At 72.1% G+C, this 18,135-nt stretch carries 14 protein-coding genes; 5 read left to right on the top strand and 9 right to left on the bottom strand.

Annotation, left to right across the window (positions count from 1 at the left end; genetic code table 11):
- Nucleotides 1-95: 95 nt before the first annotated feature.
- Both ACZ3TI_RS05415 and ACZ3TI_RS05410 read left to right on the top strand, forming a co-directional pair.
- Nucleotides 96-1,466 carry a coiled-coil domain-containing protein gene (locus ACZ3TI_RS05415; protein WP_465723624.1) on the top strand — a complete coding sequence of 457 codons (1,371 nt, stop codon included), beginning with the start codon at nucleotides 96-98 and terminating at the stop codon, nucleotides 1,464-1,466.
- A 114-nt stretch (nucleotides 1,467-1,580) separates the two neighbouring features.
- Nucleotides 1,581-1,805 (top strand): FmdB family zinc ribbon protein, encoded by a 225-nt coding sequence (locus ACZ3TI_RS05410; RefSeq protein WP_465723622.1) that lies wholly within the window; start codon nucleotides 1,581-1,583, stop codon nucleotides 1,803-1,805.
- 111 nt (nucleotides 1,806-1,916) lie between these two features.
- Here the strand turns inward: ACZ3TI_RS05410 and ACZ3TI_RS05405 are convergent, their stop codons facing one another.
- Genes ACZ3TI_RS05405 through ACZ3TI_RS05395 form a run of 3 tightly spaced genes read right to left on the bottom strand, consistent with a single transcriptional unit; the run spans nucleotide 1,917 to nucleotide 6,715 of the window.
- Nucleotides 1,917-2,738, bottom strand: a complete 822-nt coding sequence (locus ACZ3TI_RS05405; protein WP_465723620.1) for an HAD family hydrolase — start codon at nucleotides 2,736-2,738, stop codon at nucleotides 1,917-1,919.
- Nucleotides 2,738-5,359 (bottom strand): phosphoribosyltransferase, encoded by a 2,622-nt coding sequence (locus ACZ3TI_RS05400; protein WP_465723619.1) that lies wholly within the window; start codon nucleotides 5,357-5,359, stop codon nucleotides 2,738-2,740. The genes ACZ3TI_RS05405 and ACZ3TI_RS05400 overlap by 1 nt, the downstream gene beginning before the upstream one ends.
- Nucleotides 5,360-5,419: 60 nt before the next feature.
- Complete coding sequence (locus ACZ3TI_RS05395; protein ID WP_465723617.1) at nucleotides 5,420-6,715, bottom strand: HpcH/HpaI aldolase/citrate lyase family protein; 1,296 nt, start codon at nucleotides 6,713-6,715, stop codon at nucleotides 5,420-5,422.
- Nucleotides 6,716-7,132: 417 nt separating this feature from the next.
- On the opposite strand from ACZ3TI_RS05395, the gene ACZ3TI_RS05390 reads away from it, so the two are divergent.
- On the top strand, nucleotides 7,133-8,305 hold the full coding sequence (locus tag ACZ3TI_RS05390) for a TerD family protein (RefSeq protein WP_465723615.1): 1,173 nt from the start codon (nucleotides 7,133-7,135) through the stop codon (nucleotides 8,303-8,305).
- A gap of 43 nt (nucleotides 8,306-8,348) precedes the next feature.
- Here ACZ3TI_RS05390 and ACZ3TI_RS05385 read toward each other — a convergent pair whose 3' ends face one another.
- Nucleotides 8,349-9,098: a Tellurium resistance gene (locus ACZ3TI_RS05385; RefSeq protein ID WP_465723613.1), complete on the bottom strand. Its 750-nt coding sequence runs from the start codon at nucleotides 9,096-9,098 to the stop codon at nucleotides 8,349-8,351.
- A gap of 362 nt (nucleotides 9,099-9,460) precedes the next feature.
- Between ACZ3TI_RS05385 and ACZ3TI_RS05380 the strand changes: the two genes are divergently transcribed.
- Nucleotides 9,461-10,609, top strand: coding sequence for a DUF2637 domain-containing protein (locus ACZ3TI_RS05380; protein WP_465723611.1), 1,149 nt, complete (start codon nucleotides 9,461-9,463; stop codon nucleotides 10,607-10,609).
- Between the two features lie 74 nt (nucleotides 10,610-10,683).
- Here the strand turns inward: ACZ3TI_RS05380 and ACZ3TI_RS05375 are convergent, their stop codons facing one another.
- From ACZ3TI_RS05375 to ACZ3TI_RS05355, 5 genes are all read right to left on the bottom strand, one after another.
- Entirely contained in the window at nucleotides 10,684-11,778 is a 1,095-nt protein-coding gene (locus ACZ3TI_RS05375; RefSeq protein ID WP_465723609.1) for a DUF475 domain-containing protein, read from the bottom strand.
- A gap of 146 nt (nucleotides 11,779-11,924) precedes the next feature.
- The gene (locus tag ACZ3TI_RS05370) at nucleotides 11,925-12,503 is read right to left on the bottom strand and encodes a TerD family protein (protein ID WP_465723607.1); all 579 of its coding nucleotides are present in this window, start codon (nucleotides 12,501-12,503) and stop codon (nucleotides 11,925-11,927) included.
- A 247-nt stretch (nucleotides 12,504-12,750) separates the two neighbouring features.
- A complete protein-coding gene (locus ACZ3TI_RS05365) occupies nucleotides 12,751-13,326 on the bottom strand; it encodes a TerD family protein (protein ID WP_465723605.1) in 576 nt (191 codons plus the stop codon).
- Between the two features lie 234 nt (nucleotides 13,327-13,560).
- Complete coding sequence (locus ACZ3TI_RS05360; RefSeq protein WP_465723603.1) at nucleotides 13,561-14,019, bottom strand: peroxiredoxin; 459 nt, start codon at nucleotides 14,017-14,019, stop codon at nucleotides 13,561-13,563.
- Nucleotides 14,020-14,246: 227 nt separating this feature from the next.
- Entirely contained in the window at nucleotides 14,247-14,687 is a 441-nt protein-coding gene (locus ACZ3TI_RS05355; RefSeq protein WP_465723601.1) for a DUF3052 domain-containing protein, read from the bottom strand.
- Between the two features lie 517 nt (nucleotides 14,688-15,204).
- Between ACZ3TI_RS05355 and aceE the strand changes: the two genes are divergently transcribed.
- Entirely contained in the window at nucleotides 15,205-17,955 is a 2,751-nt protein-coding gene (gene aceE, locus ACZ3TI_RS05350; protein ID WP_465723598.1) for a pyruvate dehydrogenase (acetyl-transferring), homodimeric type, read from the top strand.
- The last annotated feature ends 180 nt before the right edge of the window (nucleotides 17,956-18,135 follow it).

Below are 18,135 nucleotides of genomic sequence, written 5' to 3'. Positions count from 1 at the left end.
GGGGCGGGGGCGGGAGGGGTGGGAGGGGGTGACGGGCCGGTGGGGTGATCGGGGAGAATGGGGGCGGATCAGCGGGTCGGAGCAGGGAGCGCGCAGTGACGGTGGCCGGCGGGAGCGGGCGGGGGCGGCGTCGGGCGGGGAGTGCGCTGGCGGACGCGCTGGTGCTGCCCGTGGTGCTGGCGGGGGCGCTGGGCGCGGTCGGGCTGGCGTCGGCCGGGACCGGCGGCTGGTGGGGCCGGCGCGGCGGGGGCGAGGGCGTACGGGCAGGGGCCAGGGAGGCCCGGGCCGCGGCGCAGGAGGCGTTCTACGAGCTGGAGGAGACCCAGCGCGAGGTGCAGCTCGCGATGGAGACGGTCCGAGCGGCCGAGGACGGGCCGACGGCGCAGCGCGCGCTGGCCGACCTAGCCGCCATCTCCGGCCGGGTGGACCAGGTCACCGTGAACTACCTGGGCGCGCTCGATGCCCACAACCTGGACAGCGAGACCCTGGACGCGGGCGCGGCGGCGCAGGCCAAGCGCCAACTGGAGGACGTGAAGGGCCAGCTCGGCTCCGCGCGCGCCGAGCTGAACGACTTCCTGCACCGCCTGCAGCCGACCCTGCAGCACGCCGAGCAGCAGCTGATGCGGGTCACCCCGGCGGTCGAGCAGGCCAAGCGCGCGCTGCTCGCAGCTTCCAACGCGCTGGACGAGGCGCGCGGCGCCGGACTGCGGGCGGACGACCTGGCGGCCCGGCTGGCCGAGCTGGCGCCGGAGCTGGGGCGGCTGAACGAGGGCCCGGCCCGGCACGGGGTGGCCGGCACCCTGCAGCGCGCGGACGACGTGAAGCAGCGCGCCGAGGCGATCGCCGCCGACGCCGCGCAGCTGCCGGAGCGGGCACGGGAGATCGACCGCCGGGTGGCGAGCCTGCGGACCCGGATCCAGGCGCTGGAGACCAAGGCCGAGTCGGTCCAGCCCGCCCTGAGCGAGCTGCGGCGCCGGTTCAGCACCGCCTGCTGGCAGGACCTGCAGCGGGTGCCGGACCAGGTCGCGGAGACCGGGCGCGCCGCCGAGCAGAAGCTCGCCGAGGCCGCCCGCGCGCGCGACGAGCAGCGCTGGGCGGACGCCACCGCCGCGATCGGTACGGTGCGCGCGCTGCTGGAGACCGCGGACGGCTCGGTGGCCGCGGTGAACGACCGGCTGCGGCAGCTGAACGAGGTGCAGCACGACCCCAACCGGGAGATCGAGCGCGCCCGCTTCGCCATCCGGGACGCGCAGCGGTTGGCGATGGCCGGGCGCAGCGCGCCGGACCCGCGGCACGCCGCCCCGCTGGACGAGGCGGTGGCCCGGCTGGACCGCGCGGTGGCCACGCTGGAGGCGGCCGGCCGGCACCCCGACTACTGGGCCTTCCTCACCGAGCTGGCGGCGGTGCGGGAGACCTCGGCGCGGGTGATCGGGCTGATCCGCGGCGACCTGGGCGGACACCGCTAGGACATCTCCGGGACACCGCTGGGACACCGCTGGGACATCGCCGGGACACCGCTGGGAACGTCCTCCAACCGAAGACGGCGGGAGCCGGCACGGCTCCCTGGGTACCCTGCCGGTATGCCACGCTACGACTTCCGCTGCCGCTCCTGCGGCGCCACCTTCGAGCTCCGCCGCCCGATGGCGCAGGCCAACGACCCCGCCGTCTGCCCGCAGGGCCACGAGGACACCGTGAAGCTGCTGTCCACCGTCGCCGTCACCGGCGCTGCCACCGCCGGCCGACCGGCCCCCACCGCCGGGGGTGGCGGCGGGGGCGGCTGCTGCGGCGGCGGTTGCTGCGGCTGACCTGAAGGCCGGTGAACCGGAAACCGGAGCGCCGGAGACCCGGAAGGCCGGAAAAGAACCGGAACCGGAAGACCGGAGCCCCGGAAGACCCGGGCAGACCCGGCCGGACCGCTAACCCGCCGTAGCCCCCGCCAGGAAGCGCCGGACGATCTCCTCCCCCGCCGTCACCCCCATCTCCTCGAGGGCGGTGACGCCGGGGGCCGTCCAGCCGCTGTCCGCGAGTTCGCCGTGCCCCGGCCGCCAGCCCGCGTCCGCCGCGAGCAGCAGGTCCGCATCGAGCAGCGAGTCCCCGGCGGCGAGGACGGTGGTCGCACCGCTGCGCCGGACGACCTCGGCGAGCGCGGCGCTCTTGGTGAGCGGCGCCGGGACGGCGTACACCTTGCGGCCCTGCAGCGAGACCGACCAGCCGCGTCCGGCGCACCAGCCGGTCAGCTCCTCGAGCCAGCCGGCCGGCAGCGCGGCGCGCTCGACCACCAGGTAGGCGAACAGCTCGTCGGCGACCTTCCGCTTGTGCGTCCACTCCGGGTCGGTGCACAGCGCGAGCCGCTGGACGACCTCCTCCAGCGGGGCCGAGCCGTCGGCGATCCGCGCGGTGATCTCGGCGCGCCAGTCCCGGTCCGGTACGCCGTCCACCAGCAGTTGCCCGCCGTTGGCGCAGATCGCGTACTCGGGGACCCAACCCGGCGTCGGGCCGGGCAGACTGATCCGCTGGTACTGCTCCGGCGTCCGGGTGGTGGTGGGGACGAAGCGGGCCTGCCGGGCGAGGTCCGCCAGCAGGCCGGCGGCCCGTTCGGTCATGTAGGACAGCGGCCGCCCCTGGTACACCTCGACGCAGAGCAGCCGCGGCGCGAGCCGGTCGGGGACGTCCAGGTAGAGGGCCCGGTCGGAGTAGATCAGCGTCCGGTCGAGGTCGCTGGCCACCAGAACACCCATCAGGACTTCTCCTCCGTCAGACGCACAACAGATGAAACGGATGCCGCCGACCGGCCGTCGGCCCCGGTCGCCCCACGGCTGTAGCGGGGGTGGATCAGACCGACGCAGGTGTACGGCAGGCCGTCCACCTCCTCGACCTCGACGCCGCGCTGGGCGGCGAGCAGCCGGACGTGGGCCAGGTCCGCGCCGGCGCCGCGGCGGGCGAGGATCCGCCAGGGGACGCGGCGCAGCAGCACCCTGGTGGTCTCCCCCACGCCGGGCTTGACCAGGTTGACGTTGTCGATGCCGTACTCGGCGCTGATCCGCTCGACGGCGGCCCAGCCGGCCCAGTCGGGCGTCCGGTCCGGGTCGGCGGACAGCCGGTCGGCGCCCTCGGCCGCCGGGCCGCGTACCTCCCCGAAGAACGCGGCCACGGCGTCCAGGAAGGCCGCCGAGACGTCGCTCCCGGCCAGCTCGGCGTAGTGCTTGGCGCCGTGGAAGTCGTCCGGCCCGATCAGTCCGGGCCGCAGCACGGTGCGCGAAACCAGCCCGGACACCGTGGAGTTGAGGCAGGCGGACGGGATCAGGAAGTCGTCCCGGGTGCCGTACGTACGGACGCAGCGGCCCGGGTCGGCGAGCACCGCGAGGTCCGGGTCGAAGCGGGTTCCGGCCAGCGCGTCGGCGAGTTCGCGGGTGATGGCGCCCTTGCCGGTCCAGCCGTCCACGAAGACCACGTCCTCGGCCCGGTGGTGGGCGGCCAGGTACCGGAGCGCGACGGGGTCGATGCCGCGGCCCCGCACGATCGAGACGGCGTAGTGCGGTACGGACAGACCGTGGGCGAAGGCCAGCCAGCGGCGGACCAGGATGCCGACGGGCGTGCCGGCCCGGGCCAGCGAGGCGAGCACCAGCCCGGGGCCCCGCTCGCGCAGCAGCGTCTCGGCGACGGTGCCGACGGCGAGCGCGATCCGGCGGGCGGAGCCGCGCAGCGCCTGGTGGAACAGCTCCTGGTACTCGGGGCTGGGCTGGTACTCGACCGGCAGCGACTCGGCGTAGTGCGCGCCGCCGTGTTGGACGGCCTCCTCGCGCTCCTCCGTGGGCGCTTCCAGCGCGACCCCGGAGAGGTCCTTGAGCAGCCAGGCCACCTCCTCGGCCCGGTACGAGGAGAACCCGGGCCCGTACAGGGGCGCGGGCGCCGCCGGCACACAAACCGCGGGCACGGGCTCCGCCGGCACACAAACCGCGGGCACGGGCTCCGCAGACACACAAGCCTCCGGCACACAAGCCGCAGGCACCGGCCCCGCCGGCCGGTGCGAGGGCAGCACCACGAGCACCACCCGGTCGGTGACCTGCCGCAGCTGGCCGAGCAGTGCCCGCTCGCCCCGGTGCAGCGCCGGGGTGTCGGCGACGTCGTCCACGACCAGCACGACGGCGTCGAAGCGCCGCGCCGGGTCGCTGCCGGGGGCGACGTTGTAGGCGTAGCGCTCGCGCGAGGCCTCGTCCTGCGGGTCGTCGTGGGCGGGGAAGGCCAGCCGGGTGCGGATGGCGTAGCCCGGGTCGTCCACCGCCAGGACGGGCGAGCGGGTGGTGGTGGAGTAGCGGACGCGGTCGCCGCCGAGGTGCTCGGACAGGGCGTCGGCCAGGCGCAGCGGCGCGTACATCAGCTCCTCGAAGCCGAGCACGAGCACCCGCCGCGCCTCGGCGGGCAGGGCCTCGGCCAGTTGCCCGGCCAGCCGGGGCAGTGCGGCGTCGAGCCGGGCGCGGTCGCGGGCGGTGAAGCCGTGCCGGCCGCCGTCCGGGAGCCCGGCGGGCCAGTCCAGCCCGACCCGGACCAGCGGCGCGGGTTCGGCCGAACCGCACGGAGCCGCCGACGAGACAGCAGAGACAGCAGAGTCAACAGAGGTAGCAGAGGGAGCACTGGGGACCGAGGAGACGGCAGCCGCTTGCGCGATCAGCCGCTCGGCCCGCTCCAGGAGGTCCGCGGGCAGCTCGACGCCGCCGCTGGCGGTGGCCACCAGGTCCAGCCGGACGCCGAGTTCGGCGGCGGCGTCGGCGAGTCGGCCCCGGTCGGCGGCGGAGCGCAGGTCGACCAGGGCGACCACGACGTAGTGGTCGCGCGGGTGGCGGGCGTGCAGTTCGCGGATGGTGTTGAGCACCGTCCGGCCGGTCGAGAACTCGTCGTCCACCAGTACCAGCGGCCCGTCCCCGGCGAGGAGTTCGGGGTCGGCCGGGAGCAGCAGGTGCGAGGTGGCGTGCGAGTGCTCCTCCTCGAAGCCGCCCAGCGGGGTCATCCCGGGCACCGGGCGGCGGGTGGAGTGAAGGTAGGGGGCGTCGAGGCCGTCGGCGACGCTGTGACCGAGGCCGGTGGCGGTCTCCGCGTAGCCGAGCACGACGGCCCGCGCGGCCGCCTCCTCGCCGAGGAGTTCGCGCACCCTGCCGCCGAGTTCGAGCCCCGCGCCGTGGACGACCGAGGGTCGCTGCGGCACGTGCTTGCCGAGCACGTTGGAGACCAGCAGGTGGGCGCGCTTGCGGTTCTCCCGGAGGGCCAGGCCGACGAGTTCGGGGAGGCGCTCGGAGCCGGTCAGCGCGATCCCGGTCCGGTCGGCGACCCAGCGCCCGGTCCACGGCTGCGGTGTTGCTGTCACTGCTGGTCCTGCCTTCGGTGGTGCGTCGGTGCGTTGGTCATGGGTTCGGCGGCTCGAAGGTCAGCCGCACAGACAGGCCGACAGCAGCTCGGCGAAGCTCACGTCCTCCCGGGCCACCCCGAACACCTGCGCCCGCAGCAGTACCCGCTCCGCCCAGGCCCGGTGCGGCCGGGCCTCGTTCATCTTGTTGGTGTACGCCGAGCGCAGCACCCCTCCGCCGTCCTGCTCCTGTCGGAGGATGTCACGGGCGTCGCAGTACTCCTCGTGCGTGACCACGGAGAGGGCGTGCACGGCGGGTACGTGGCTGGGGTGGATGCAGGTCTTGCCGAGCAGGCCGTTGGCCCGGTCGAGTTCGACCTCCCGGATCAGCCCGTCCAGGTCGTGCTCGATGATCCGTCGACGGACCTCCTCGCCGGAGGCGGGGGCCGTCCCGAGGGCAGCCGTCCCGCCGACGGCAGTCCCGTGAGCAGCGGCAGTCCCAGGAGCCGCGGCAGTCCCAGGAGCCGCGGCAGTCCCGAGAGTCGCGGCGCCGAACGAGGCCTCGGCGAACGGGGTGCGGCGCAGCTGCGGCTTGAACATCCGCTCCTGCACCGGGAAGTACTCCCAGACCGGCCCGGTGACGGTGTACCCCGTGCCGTCCGCCCGACCGAGCACGTTGACCACGTCCCCGATCACCGCCGCGACCAGCGCGACGTCGTACGCGGTGAGGTCGGGCGAGCGCCGCAGCCCGTACGCGGAGCAGAGATCGGTGACGCCGAGCCGGACGGCGAGCACCCGCTCCCGGTGCCCGGAGAGCAGCTCGGCGATGCCGAAGAGCTGCTCGCGCCGGGTCTCCAGGTGGGCGAGCTCGGGCGATTCCAGGACGGGCATGGCGAACAGCCGGCGCCCGGTCGCCGCCTCGGCGGCGGCGAGCGCGGCCAGGTAGGCGCCGCCGTTCTCCGGGGTGAACTTGGGCAGCACGAAACCGCTGAGCAGCTCGACGGCCGGACCGAGCCGCTCGGCGAGGTCGGGAATCTGGGAGGCGGCACGGACTCTGATGAAGAGCAGTGGATGACTCTGTGCGCAGTCGGTGAAATCCTTGACCAGGTCATTCAACTGCTCGACCAGGTTCCGCTCCCCGGCATCCACCTCGTGGTCGGCGATCGCGTCCTCCAGGCAGAGCACCATCGACACCACGCCCCGAGCAGCCTGTTTGCGGATGTCGGCGGCCAGCGCGGGCCTGGTGGCCGGGGAGTACAGGGTGCCGCCGAGCGCGGTGGCGAGCACGTCGGGCTCGCTCTGCGCGGTGAACGTGCGCGGCTGCTCCAGGAAGAGCCGGCCGCGTACGTCCTCGGCGAGGTGGCCGAAATGGCGCAAGGTGCTCTCCTCCAGGAAGTGGACGGGCCTGCGGGCCCATGACCGACGGCGCCCCAGCCGACGACGCCCCTCGTCGAGCGGCAGACGCCCTCGTCGACCGCCCGACACCCTGGTCAACCGGCCGACCGGGCGCCTTGGTTCCCGGGACGCGCCACCGGCGGACGCCCCCGCACCGAAACCGGCCGGCGCCCTCCGTCGAACCCCCCGGGAGCCTTACGACCGCCCATCGTACGGACGGGATCCGGCCGTTCCCGGTTCCCCGGCACTGAACTCCCGGAACATCCCGGTCCACTTGGTCGATCATGGGCACGGCGACGGCAAACCCCGGGAAGCGCAAGTCTTGGCAAAGTCCGCCCCGACGCGAACCGCTCAGGTCACGTTGTCCGAAGGGGTGGCGAACAGGCAGGATGGTCCGCTATGACGCACGTGATGGCCAAGGGCGCCAACATCGCACTGCCGGCGGCGGCGGTCCGCGCCGTGCTGCGCTGGAGCGCCACGCCCGGTGCGCCGGACGTGGACGCGTCCGCGCTGCTGCTCGGTGCCGACGGCAGGGTCCGTTCGGACGCCGACTTCGTCTTCTACAACCAGCCTCGCCACCCCTCCGGCCTGGTCCGCCACCTGCCCAAGCAGCAGACCTCCGGCGGGACCGAGATCATCGACACGGTCGAGGTCGAGCTCGGCAAGCTGCCCGCCGACGTGGACCGCGTGGTCCTGGCCGGCTCCTCCGAGGGCGGGTCGTTCCGCGCGGTGCCGGGCCTGCGGCTGCTGCTGTTCGACGCCGGCGCCGGGGAAGGCGCGCCCGCGCTGGCCGAGTTCGAGATCAGCGACGCCGAGAGCGTCACCGCGCTGGTCGCAGGCGAGCTGTACCGCCGGGCCGGCTCCTGGAAGTTCCGGGCGATCGGCCAGGGCTACACCTCCGGGCTGATCGGCCTGGCCACCGACTTCGGCATCACCGTCGAGGACGAGACGGCGGAATCCGCGCCCGAGCAGGCGTCGACCCCGGCGCCCGCCTCCACCGCCGCCCCCACCGGCGCGGTGGACCCGCGCAGCACCCCGGCGCCGGACCGGCGCCCGATCGCCGAGCCGGGCACCTTCACCCTGGCCCCGGCCGTCCCGCAGCCCCAGGCCCCGGCCACCCCGGCCCCGACCCCGGTCGCCGCCGCCACCGGCACGCCGCCGACCCCGCCGCCGCCCGCCGCCCCGCCGACGGTGCCCCCGACCGTCCCGCCGGCCCCGCCCACCCCGCCTCCGGGCCACCAGCCCGGCACCGGCTACGGCTACCCCCAGCAGCAGCCCGGCACGGGGTACGGCTACCCGCCGCCGCAGCCGGGCACCAGCTACGGCTACCCCCAGCCCACCCAGCCGTACCCGCAGCAGCAACCGGCCACCGGCTACGGCTACCCCCAGCCGAACCAGCCCGTCCCGCCGCAGCAACCCGTCCCGCCGCAGCAGCCGCACCCGGGCGGCTACGGCTACCCCCAGCAGCAGCCCGGCACCGGCCAGCAGCCGCCCGTCCCGCCGCAGCAGCCGGCGCCCGCCGGCGAGGAGTTCGCCCTGCCCCCGCAGGGCCCTCAGTTCCAGCCCCGCTGAACCCCGTGCGGGCCGGCGGCCGCCGTCAGTCGGGCGGCCGCCGTCAGTCGCCGCCCGGCTGGTTCTTGTAGCCCCGCTGCCACTGCATCCCGAACCCGTACAGCCGGTCGATGTCCGACTGGAACCCGTTGACGTACCGCACCTCGCGCCGCACCGTCAGCTGGTTGTCCCCCGCGTTCTCGATCAGCACCACGGCGCAGGAGCGCGCCGCCCGGGCCCGCTCCTCCAGCTTGATCTCGATCCGCGGTCCGGTCTGCGGCACGATCGTCACCACCGCCTGCGACTGCTCGAAGGCCGGCGTGCCGTCGTAGATGTAGACGAAGATCAGCAGCCGCTTGAACTTGTCCTTCTTCTCCAGGTTGACGTACATCGTCTCGCCCGACGGCGCCCCGTACTGGTCGTCGCCGCTGAGCTTGACGTACGGGGCGTTCTGGAGGTCGCCGAAGAGGCCGCCGAGCGGCTGCACCACGCCCGTGGAGCCGTCGGAGAGTTCGTACATGCACGCCAGGTCGAGGTCGACGTTCATCGGCTCGTTGCCCTGCGGCGAGTCCGGCTCCAGCGGGCTGAGGATCCGCGGGCTGAAGAACCGCTTGAACGAGTCCCGGGTGCTGGGCCGGCCGGCGCCGGCGCGCATCGACCAGTGCAGGTTGACGTAGAGGTAGCCGGTGGTGGCGGCCGACCCGGTGATCGCGTGCTGCGGGGCCGACTTGGTGAGTATGACCTTGTGCTGACCGCCCGGGTTGTCGAACGTGTAGCTCTTGTCCCCGCGCAGGTACTCCCAGATCGAGACCATCCCGTCCTCTCCCCTGCCCCCGTCAGGAGATCTGACGGTCCGCCGACCAATGATCGGGCATCGGCCCGGCCGACGGATACCCCGTCCACCCCTGCGCCACCCCGCCCGGCCACCCGCCGGTCACCAACAGGCCGAACCGGTGGGGCGATTGGCCGGAGCAAGCCGCCCTCCCGTAACATGCCGCCCCTTCGGACGCGATATCGTCTAGCCGCACAGGTGTCCCGGCCGCCCCTGCCCGGGCGCGGCGGGCATACCGTGCGGTGACGAACCGATCGTCAGGCAGCGCCAGCCCGGCAGGACCTGACCGCCTGTGTGTCGCACCGTGTACCTGTCCCCTGCGGAAACCCGAGGCCCGACCCGCAATGAACCTGACCTCCATACAGCTGGTCTGGACCGTCGTCGGCGGCGTAGCCCTGCTGTTCGTTGCCGTCCTGATGGCGACGCTGCGTTTCAAGAGCACGAAGAAGGACGAGGCCACCGACTCCTGGGAGCGCAGCGAGGAGCGCCGCCGCCGCAAGGAGATGATCTACGGCATCTCCTCGTACACGCTGCTGTTCTGCTGTGCCGGTGTCGCCGCGGCGCTGTCCTTCCACGGCCTGGTCGGCTTCGGCAAGGAGAACCTGGGCCTGTCCGACGGCTGGGAGTACCTCGTCCCGTTCGGCCTGGACGGCGCCGCGATGTTCTGCTCGGTGCTCGCCGTCCGCGAGGCCAGCCACGGTGACGCCGCGCTCGGTTCCCGCCTGCTGGTCTGGGTGTTCGCGATCGCCTCGGCCTGGTTCAACTGGGTGCACGCCCCGCGCGGCTTCGGCCACGCCGGTGCCCCGCAGTTCTTCTCCGGCATGTCGATCTCGGCGGCGATCCTGTTCGACCGCGCGCTGAAGCAGACCCGCAAGGCCGCGCTGCGCGAGCAGGGCCTGGTGCCCCGCCCGCTGCCGCAGATCCGCATCGTCCGCTGGCTGCGCGCCCCGCGCGAGACCTACGCGGCCTGGTCGCTGATGCTGCTGGAGAACGTCCGCAGCCTGGACGAGGCGGTCGAGGAGGTGCGCGAGGAGCGCCAGGCGAAGCTGGACGCCAAGGTCCGCGCCCGCACCGCCGACCGCCGCGAGCGCGCCGAGCTGAAGGCCATCTCCCGCCAGGGCGGCGGCATGCTCTCCCGGGCCCGCAACGGCCGCCAGGTGCCCGCCCTCACGGCTGCCGGAGACGGCCCGAGCGCTACGGAGCCTGCCCTAGCCGCGGAGTCCGACGCCATCTCCTCGACCTCGCAGACCTCCTCGGCCGCCACCGCCTCGCTGGAGCACGCCGCCCTGGACAGCGGCCGCCGCCCCCGCGCCGCTGTCGGCTCCTCGTACTCCTCCTCCTACTCCTCCTCCTACTCGTCCCCCACGACGTACTCCTCGTCGTCGTCCTCGTCCTCGTCCATCGACCTGACGGCCGACGACGACACCCTGTCGATGCCGAAGCTGGACTCGCTGGAGCGCAAGCTGCGCGCGATCGAGCAGCAGCTCGGCTGACCCGCCTCCCGCACGACACACGAACGGCCGCCCCCGGGAAACCCCGGAGGCGGCCGTTTCGCTTGCCCGGCAGGCTACTTGCCGGTACTGACCAGCTCCGGTTCCTCGCCCGCGCCCTCGCGCCGGTTGCGCAGGATCGACGAGCCGAGCGCCAACCCGATGAAGGCGACGCCGATCAGGCCGGTGACGATCTCCGGGATGTGGTACTTGATCCCGACCAGCAGGATCACCGACAGGGCGCCGATCGCGTAGTGCGCGCCGTGCTCCAGGTAGACGTAGTCGTCCAGGGTGCCCTTGCGGACCAGGAAGACGGTCAGCGAGCGGATGTACATCGCGCCGATGCCGAGGCCCAGGGTGATCTGGAAGATGTCGCTGGAGATGGCGAACGCGCCGACCACGCCGTCGAAGGAGAACGACGCGTCCAGCACCTCCAGGTAGAGGAACAGGAAGAACGCGGCCTTGCCGCCGACCTGGACGATCGACTTGCCGGCCTTCTCCGCCTCCTCCTCGCGCTCCTCCTCGGCCTCCAGGCCCGCTTCGAAGATCGAGGAGAGCCCGTTGACCGCGAGGTAGGTGACCAGGCCGAGGACGCCGGCGAGCAGTACGGTCTCGGCGTGTTCACCCGCGAAGAAGTTGGAGGCCAGCAGCAGGGCGACCAGGGCGACCACGGTGGAGAAGGCCTCCAGCTTGCCGACCTTCTCCAGCGGGCGCTCGATCCAGGCCAGCCAGTTGTAGTCCTTCTCCTCGAAGATGAAGTCGAGGAAGATCATGAGCAGGAAGACGCCGCCGAAGGCGGCGATGGCCGGGTTGGCCGCCTCCAGGTACTGGGCGTAGGTGAGGCCCTCGTACGTCTTGTCGGAGTGCAGCGCGAGGTCGATGACGGTCGAGGGGGCGAGCTTCGCGGTGAGGCCGACGACCAGCAGCGGGAAGATCAGGCGCATGCCGAAGACGGCGATGAGCACGCCGACGGTCAGGAAGATCTTCTGCCAGAACGGGTTCATCCGCTTCAACACCGTGGCGTTGACCACCGCGTTGTCGAACGACAGGGAGATCTCCAGGACGGAGAGGATCAGCACGATGCCGAAGCCTTCGGCTCCCCAGATCAGGCCGGCCGCGATCAGGCCGATGACGGTGATCGCGAACGACCAGCCGAATGTGCGGAGGAACACGGGAGTTGGCTACCTTTCGGGTTCTGGCCGTGCCGGGGGCGGCCTCGTCCCCGAGACGCCCTGACCGGGCCGGGCCCGGTCAGGTCACCCCCGCACTGCCCTTGGTTCTCATGATCGGGTCGGGTGCGATGGTCCGATATCCGCCCTTACTGTACGTTCACCCCGAAGTCGAGCGCGATGCCGCGCAGGCCGGAGGCGTACCCCTGGCCCACCGCGCGGAACTTCCACTCACCCGCGTGACGGTACAGCTCGCCGAAGATCATCGCCGTCTCGCTGGACGCGTCCTCGGACAGGTCGTAGCGGGCGATCTCCTGGCCGTCGACCGAGTTGACGACCCGGATGTAGGCGTTGCGGACCTGCCCGAAGTTCTGCAGCCGCGCCTCGGCGTCGTAGATCGAGACCGCGAAGACCACCTTGTCCGCCTGAGCGGGGACCAGGTCCAGGTTGACCAGGACCACCTCGTCGTCACCCGTGTCGTCGCCGCCGGTGAGGTTGTCGCCCTGGTGCTCCACCGAGCCCTCGGGGCTCTTGAGGTTGTTGTAGAAGACGAAGTACTCGTCACCGAGCACTCGCCCGCCACCGCAGAGCAGGGCGCTCGCGTCGAGGTCGAACGGGGCGCCCGTGGTCGAACGGGCGGACCAGCCGAGGCCGATCTGGACCTGCGTCAGGTTCGGCGCGGCCTTGGTGAGCGAGACGTTGCCACCCTTGGCGAGCGTGACCACCATGACGTTCTTCCTCCCTTGCTTCTCCCGGGGCGCGCCTTCCAGGTGTAGTCCCCCGCGGCCCCGGCCGACCGGCTTTGGTCGGCTGAACTTCCTGAACTCACATCCTCGCAGCGCGGCGGGCCCCCGCGGCACCCGGTCGGACGAAGCCGGGGCGGCCCCGGACCACGGAGGTCCGGGGCCGCCCCGGGAAGCGGCGCCGCACGGCGTCGGCGAGGAGTCGGACGCCGAGGAATCGGCTGTCGACGACTCAGACGTTGACGCCGAAGTCCTGCGCGATGCCGCGCAGGCCGGAGGCGTAGCCCTGGCCGATGGCGCGGAACTTCCACTCACTGCCGTTGCGGTACAGCTCGCCGAAGACCATCGCGGTCTCGGTGGAGGCGTCCTCGGAGAGGTCGTAGCGGGCCAGCTCGGTGTTGTCGGCCTGGTTCACCACGCGGATGAAGGCGTTGCGCACCTGGCCGAAGTTCTGGCCGCGGGTCTCGGCGTCGTAGATCGACACCGGGAAGACGATCTTCTCCACGTCCACCGGGACGCCGGCCAGGTTGACCTTGATCGCCTCGTCGTCGCCCTCGCCCTCACCGGTGAGGTTGTCGCCGGTGTGCTCGACCGAGCCGTCCGGGCTCTTCAGGTTGTTGAAGAAGACGAAGTTGCCGTCCGAGGCGACCTTGCCCTGGGCGTTGCAGAGCAGTGCGCTGGCGTCGAGGTCGAAGTCCGCACCGGTGGTGGTCCGGACGTCCCAGCCCAGGCCGACGATGACGGCCGTGAGGCCCGGGGCCTCCTTGGTGAGCGAGACGTTGCCGCCCTTGCTGAGGCTGACTCCCACGTGTCCTCCAAGAATCGGGAGGCACGTCCTGTGGTGCCCCCGGTGGTGCGGTCCGGGGCCCCGGGAGACGAATCGGCTCCCGCACCCCACTCCGCCAACGGCCCGAGCGTAGTACGCGGTTCCCGTCCGCAGCGCGGTTCGGGTGGGACACGACCGTTCGACACCCGGGCGGACGGACCGCCCACGCACCGGGCGGCCGGACCGCCCCCACGCACCGGGCGGCCGGGCAGACCCCTAGAGCCCGGCGAGGACCTTCAGGTACTCCTGCTCGTCCCGGGCGTCCGGGAGGCCGTTGACGACGCTCCAGCGCACCGTGCCCGCCTTGTCGATCACGAACGTGCCGCGCAGCGGGCAGCCCCGCTCCTCGTCGAGGACGCCGTACGCCCGGGTGACCTCGCCGTGCGGCCAGAAGTCGGCCAGCAGCGGGAACTCCAGGCCCTCCCGGTCGGCGAGGACGCGCTGGGAGAACTGCGAGTCGCAGGAGAGGCCTAGCACCTGGACGTCGTCGTTCTGCAGCCCGGCCAGCTCGCGCTGGATCGCGCCCAGCTCGCCGGTGCAGACGCCGGTGAAGGCGAACGGGTAGAAGACCAGGACGACGTTCTTCTCGCCGCGGAAGTCGGCGAGCCGGACCGACTCCCCGTGCTGGTTGTTGAGCTCGAAGTCCGGAGCCTGGGTGCCGACCTCGACGGCCATGGGCGGGACCTTTCTGACGCGACCGCGCCGCGCGGCGGGCGCAGCTGGCCACATCCTCCCATTCGTCGACGGCCGTTGCGCCGAACGAGTGAGGAGGCCGCCCGACGCCCGCCCGCGTTCGCCCTGGGCGAACGTGGCGGGCACCCCCGCGGGGGCCGCGGAAAAGCGCCGGGCCCCGTCGGAGCCTGGAACTCCGACGGGGCCCGGCGCGGGGCTTCAGAACCCGTTCAGCGCTTGCCGCTCGGCTTCGCCGTGGACTTGGTCGCGAGCCGCGTGGCCGCCCACTCCTTGACGATGTTGATCGAGCTGGTCTGGGAGAGGCCGGCGGTCTTGGCCGCGTCGCTGATTTCGGACGCCTCGATGTGGCCGTCCCGCCCGGTCTTGGGCGTCATCAGCCAGATGACGCCGCCCTCGGCGAGGTACTCCAGCGCGTCGACGAGGGCGTCGGTGAGGTCCCCGTCGTCGTCGCGGTGCCACAGCACGACGCCGTCGGCGACGTCGTCGTAGTCCTCGTCGACGAGCTCCGTCCCGGTGATCTCCTCGATGCCCTCGCGGAGGTCCTGGTCAGTGTCGTCGTCGTAGCCCAGCTCCTGGACGATCTGGCCCTCATCGAAGCCGAGACGAAGTGCCGGGTTGGACTTGTCCGCGGGGTCCGCGGTCGCGCTCACGGGAATAACCTCCAGTATTCGGCTCGGCGTCCATGCCGAGGCTGTGGCCGTAGTCCACACGGGCGCGGCGGTTCGCGCAAGTACCCGACCCCCGATCCCCTCCAAAGGTTGACGTGTCGCACCGGGACACGCCGTGGGACGTGTCTGGAATCACACCGATTTGCCCTTCTCTGCATAGGACAAGGATGCTTCGGGTGGTCCCGGCCCACAGGCCGTACGTGTGCCCGAGATGCGAACGGCATTCGGGGTCCGCACGTGCGCGGGCGTAAAGTCTCCTGTTGGCCCTCACCCCGGCCGCCCGCCATCGGGCGGACGGGACACCAGGTCGGACCACCTCTTTTCGTAACACCCGGGGGTGTGCGGAGCGGACGAAGACGCCCGCGCCGTGCACCGCCAGACCGGCCCGCCCACCAGGCGGAACGGTTACCGATCGGTAGAGATGACGGATCTCCGAGCGCGGTAGCACGATGGAGGCGGCGCGACACACCTCAGTTTCGACCGACAGTGAAGGAACAGCGTGGCTTCCGGATCCGATCGCAACCCGATCATCATTGGCGGCCTTCCGAGTCAGGTCCCGGACTTCGATCCCGAGGAGACCGCGGAATGGCTGGAGTCGCTCGATGCGGCCATCGACGAGCGGGGGCGTGAGCGTGCCCGCTACCTGATGCTGCGGCTGATCGAGCGCGCCCGCGAGAAGCGTGTCGCCGTGCCCGAGATGCGCAGCACGGACTACGTCAACACCATCGCCACCAAGGACGAGCCGTTCTTCCCCGGCAACGAGGAGATCGAGCGCAAGATCCTCAACGCGACGCGATGGAACGCGGCCGTCATGGTCTCCCGGGCGCAGCGCCCGGGCATCGGCGTCGGTGGCCACATCGCCACCTTCGCCTCCTCCGCGTCGCTCTACGACGTCGGCTTCAACTACTTCTTCCGCGGCAAGGACGCCGAGGGCGAGTCCGGCGACCAGATCTTCTTCCAGGGCCACGCCTCCCCCGGCATCTACGCCCGCGCATTCCTGCTGGACCGACTCACCGAGCAGCAGCTCGACGCGTTCCGCCAGGAGAAGTCGAAGGCTCCGTACGGCCTGTCCAGCTACCCGCACCCGCGGCTGATGCCGGACTTCTGGGAGTTCCCGACCGTCTCGATGGGCCTCGGCCCGCTCGGCGCGATCTACCAGGCCCGGATGAACCGCTACCTGGAGCACCGCGGCATCAAGGACACCTCCGACTCGCACGTGTACGCCTTCCTCGGCGACGGCGAGATGGACGAGCCCGAGTCGCTCGGCCAGCTCTCCCTGGCCGCCCGCGAGGGCCTGGACAACCTGACCTTCGTGGTCAACTGCAACCTGCAGCGCCTCGACGGCCCGGTCCGCGGCAACGGCAAGATCATCCAGGAGCTGGAGTCCCAGTTCCGGGGCGCCGGCTGGAACGTGATCAAGCTCATCTGGGACCGCAGCTGGGACCCGCTGCTCGCGCAGGACCGCGACGGCGTGCTGGTCAACAAGCTGAACACCACGGTGGACGGCCAGTTCCAGACCTACGCCACCGAGTCCGGCGAGTACATCCGCGAGCACTTCTTCGGCTCCGACCTGCGCCTGCGCAAGATGGTCGAGTCCATGACCGACCAGCAGATCCAGCACCTGGGTCGCGGCGGCCACGACCACAAGAAGATCTACGCCGCGTTCAAGGCCGCCCGCGAGCACAAGGGCCAGCCGACGGTCATCCTGGCCCAGACGGTCAAGGGCTGGACGCTGGGCCCCAACTTCGAGGGCCGCAACGCCACCCACCAGATGAAGAAGCTGACGGTCGAGGACCTGAAGCGCTTCCGCGACCGGCTGCACCTGCCGATCACCGACAAGCAGCTCGAGGAGGGCTACCCGCCCTACTACCACCCGGGCCGCAACTCGGAGGAGATCCAGTACATGCACGACCGCCGGCAGGAGCTCGGCGGCTACGTGCCGACCCGCAAGGTCCGCCCGCGCAAGCTGGAACTGCCCGGCGACGACGCGTACAAGGCGGTCAAGAAGGGTTCCGGCAACCAGACCATCGCCACCACCATGGCGTTCGTCCGGCTGCTCAAGGACCTCATGCGGGACAAGGGCATCGGCAACCGCTTCGTGCCGATCGCGCCGGACGAGTACCGCACCTTCGGCATGGACTCGCTCTTCCCGTCGGCGAAGATCTACAACCCGCTCGGCCAGACCTACGAGTCGGTCGACCGGGACCTCCTCCTCGCCTACAAGGAGTCCCCGACCGGCCAGATGCTGCACGACGGCATCTCCGAGGCGGGCTGCACCGCCTCGCTGATCGCCGCCGGCTCGGCCTACGCCACCCACGGCGAGCCGCTGATCCCGGTGTACGTCTTCTACTCGATGTTCGGGTTCCAGCGCACCGGCGACCAGTTCTGGCAGATGGCCGACCAGCTGGCCCGCGGCTTCGTGCTCGGCGCCACCGCCGGCCGCACCACCCTGACCGGTGAGGGCCTGCAGCACGCCGACGGCCACTCGCACCTGCTGGCCTCGACCAACCCGGGCGTCGTCGCGTACGACCCGGCGTACGGCTTCGAGATCGCGCACATCGTCCAGGACGGTCTGCGCCGGATGTACGGCTCCAGCGCCGAGCACCCGAACGGCGAGGACGTCTTCTACTACCTCACCGTGTACAACGAGCCGATCAAGATGCCGGCCGAGCCCGAGAACGTGGACGTCGAGGGCATCCTCAAGGGTCTGCACAAGTACGCGCCGGGCACCGCCGGCCAGATCCCGGCCCAGATCCTCGCCTCCGGCGTGGCCGTGCCGTGGGCCCTGGAGGCCCAGCGCATCCTCGCCGAGGAGTGGAACGTCAAGGCCGACGTCTGGTCCGCGACCTCCTGGAACGAGCTGCGCCGCGACGCGGTGGAGTCCGAGGAGTTCAACCTGCTGCACCCCGAGGAGCAGCAGCGCGTGCCGTACGTCACCCAGAAGCTCCAGGGCGCCGAGGGCCCGTTCGTCGCGGTGTCCGACTGGATGCGCGCGGTGCCGGACCAGATCGCCCGCTGGGTGCCGGGCCAGTACCAGTCGCTGGGCGCCGACGGCTTCGGCTTCGCCGACACCCGTGGCGCGGCCCGTCGCTTCTTCCACATCGACGCGCAGTCGGTCGTCCTGGCGGTGCTCACCGAGCTCGCCAAGCAGGGCAAGATCGACCGCTCGGCGCTGAAGGACGCGATCGACCGCTACCAGCTGCTGGACGTGGCCGCGGCCGACCCGGGCTCCGCCGGCGGCGAGGCCTGATCACCGGCTAGGCACTACCAGGCGCTGCCGGGCGCTGCCAGGCACTGAAGGGCCGGACTCCCCTCGGGGGTCCGGCCCTTCGGCGTTCCGGTCGCGGGCCGCCCGCACCGAGGCGCGGACCGTCCCGCGGGCCGCCCGCACCCGCGCCCGATCCGCGCCCGATCCGCGCGCGAGACCACG

Source organism: Kitasatospora sp. NPDC023120, from assembly GCF_055560835.1.
Note: the sequence above shows the minus strand (reverse complement) of the source record. Positions and strands in the feature narration are given on the sequence as shown.

Coding starts and splice junctions, on each gene's coding strand:
- ACZ3TI_RS05360 (WP_465723603.1), bottom strand. CDS start 14,019: ATGGCCGTCGAGGTCGGCACCCAGGCTCCGGACTTCGAGCTCAACAAC.
- ACZ3TI_RS05385 (WP_465723613.1), bottom strand. CDS start 9,098: ATGGTCTCGATCTGGGAGTACCTGCGCGGGGACAAGAGCTACACGTTC.
- ACZ3TI_RS05370 (WP_465723607.1), bottom strand. CDS start 12,503: ATGGTGGTCACGCTCGCCAAGGGTGGCAACGTCTCGCTCACCAAGGCC.
- ACZ3TI_RS05380 (WP_465723611.1), top strand. CDS start 9,461: ATGAACCTGACCTCCATACAGCTGGTCTGGACCGTCGTCGGCGGCGTA.
- ACZ3TI_RS05410 (WP_465723622.1), top strand. CDS start 1,581: ATGCCACGCTACGACTTCCGCTGCCGCTCCTGCGGCGCCACCTTCGAG.
- ACZ3TI_RS05405 (WP_465723620.1), bottom strand. CDS start 2,738: ATGGGTGTTCTGGTGGCCAGCGACCTCGACCGGACGCTGATCTACTCC.
- ACZ3TI_RS05390 (WP_465723615.1), top strand. CDS start 7,133: ATGACGCACGTGATGGCCAAGGGCGCCAACATCGCACTGCCGGCGGCG.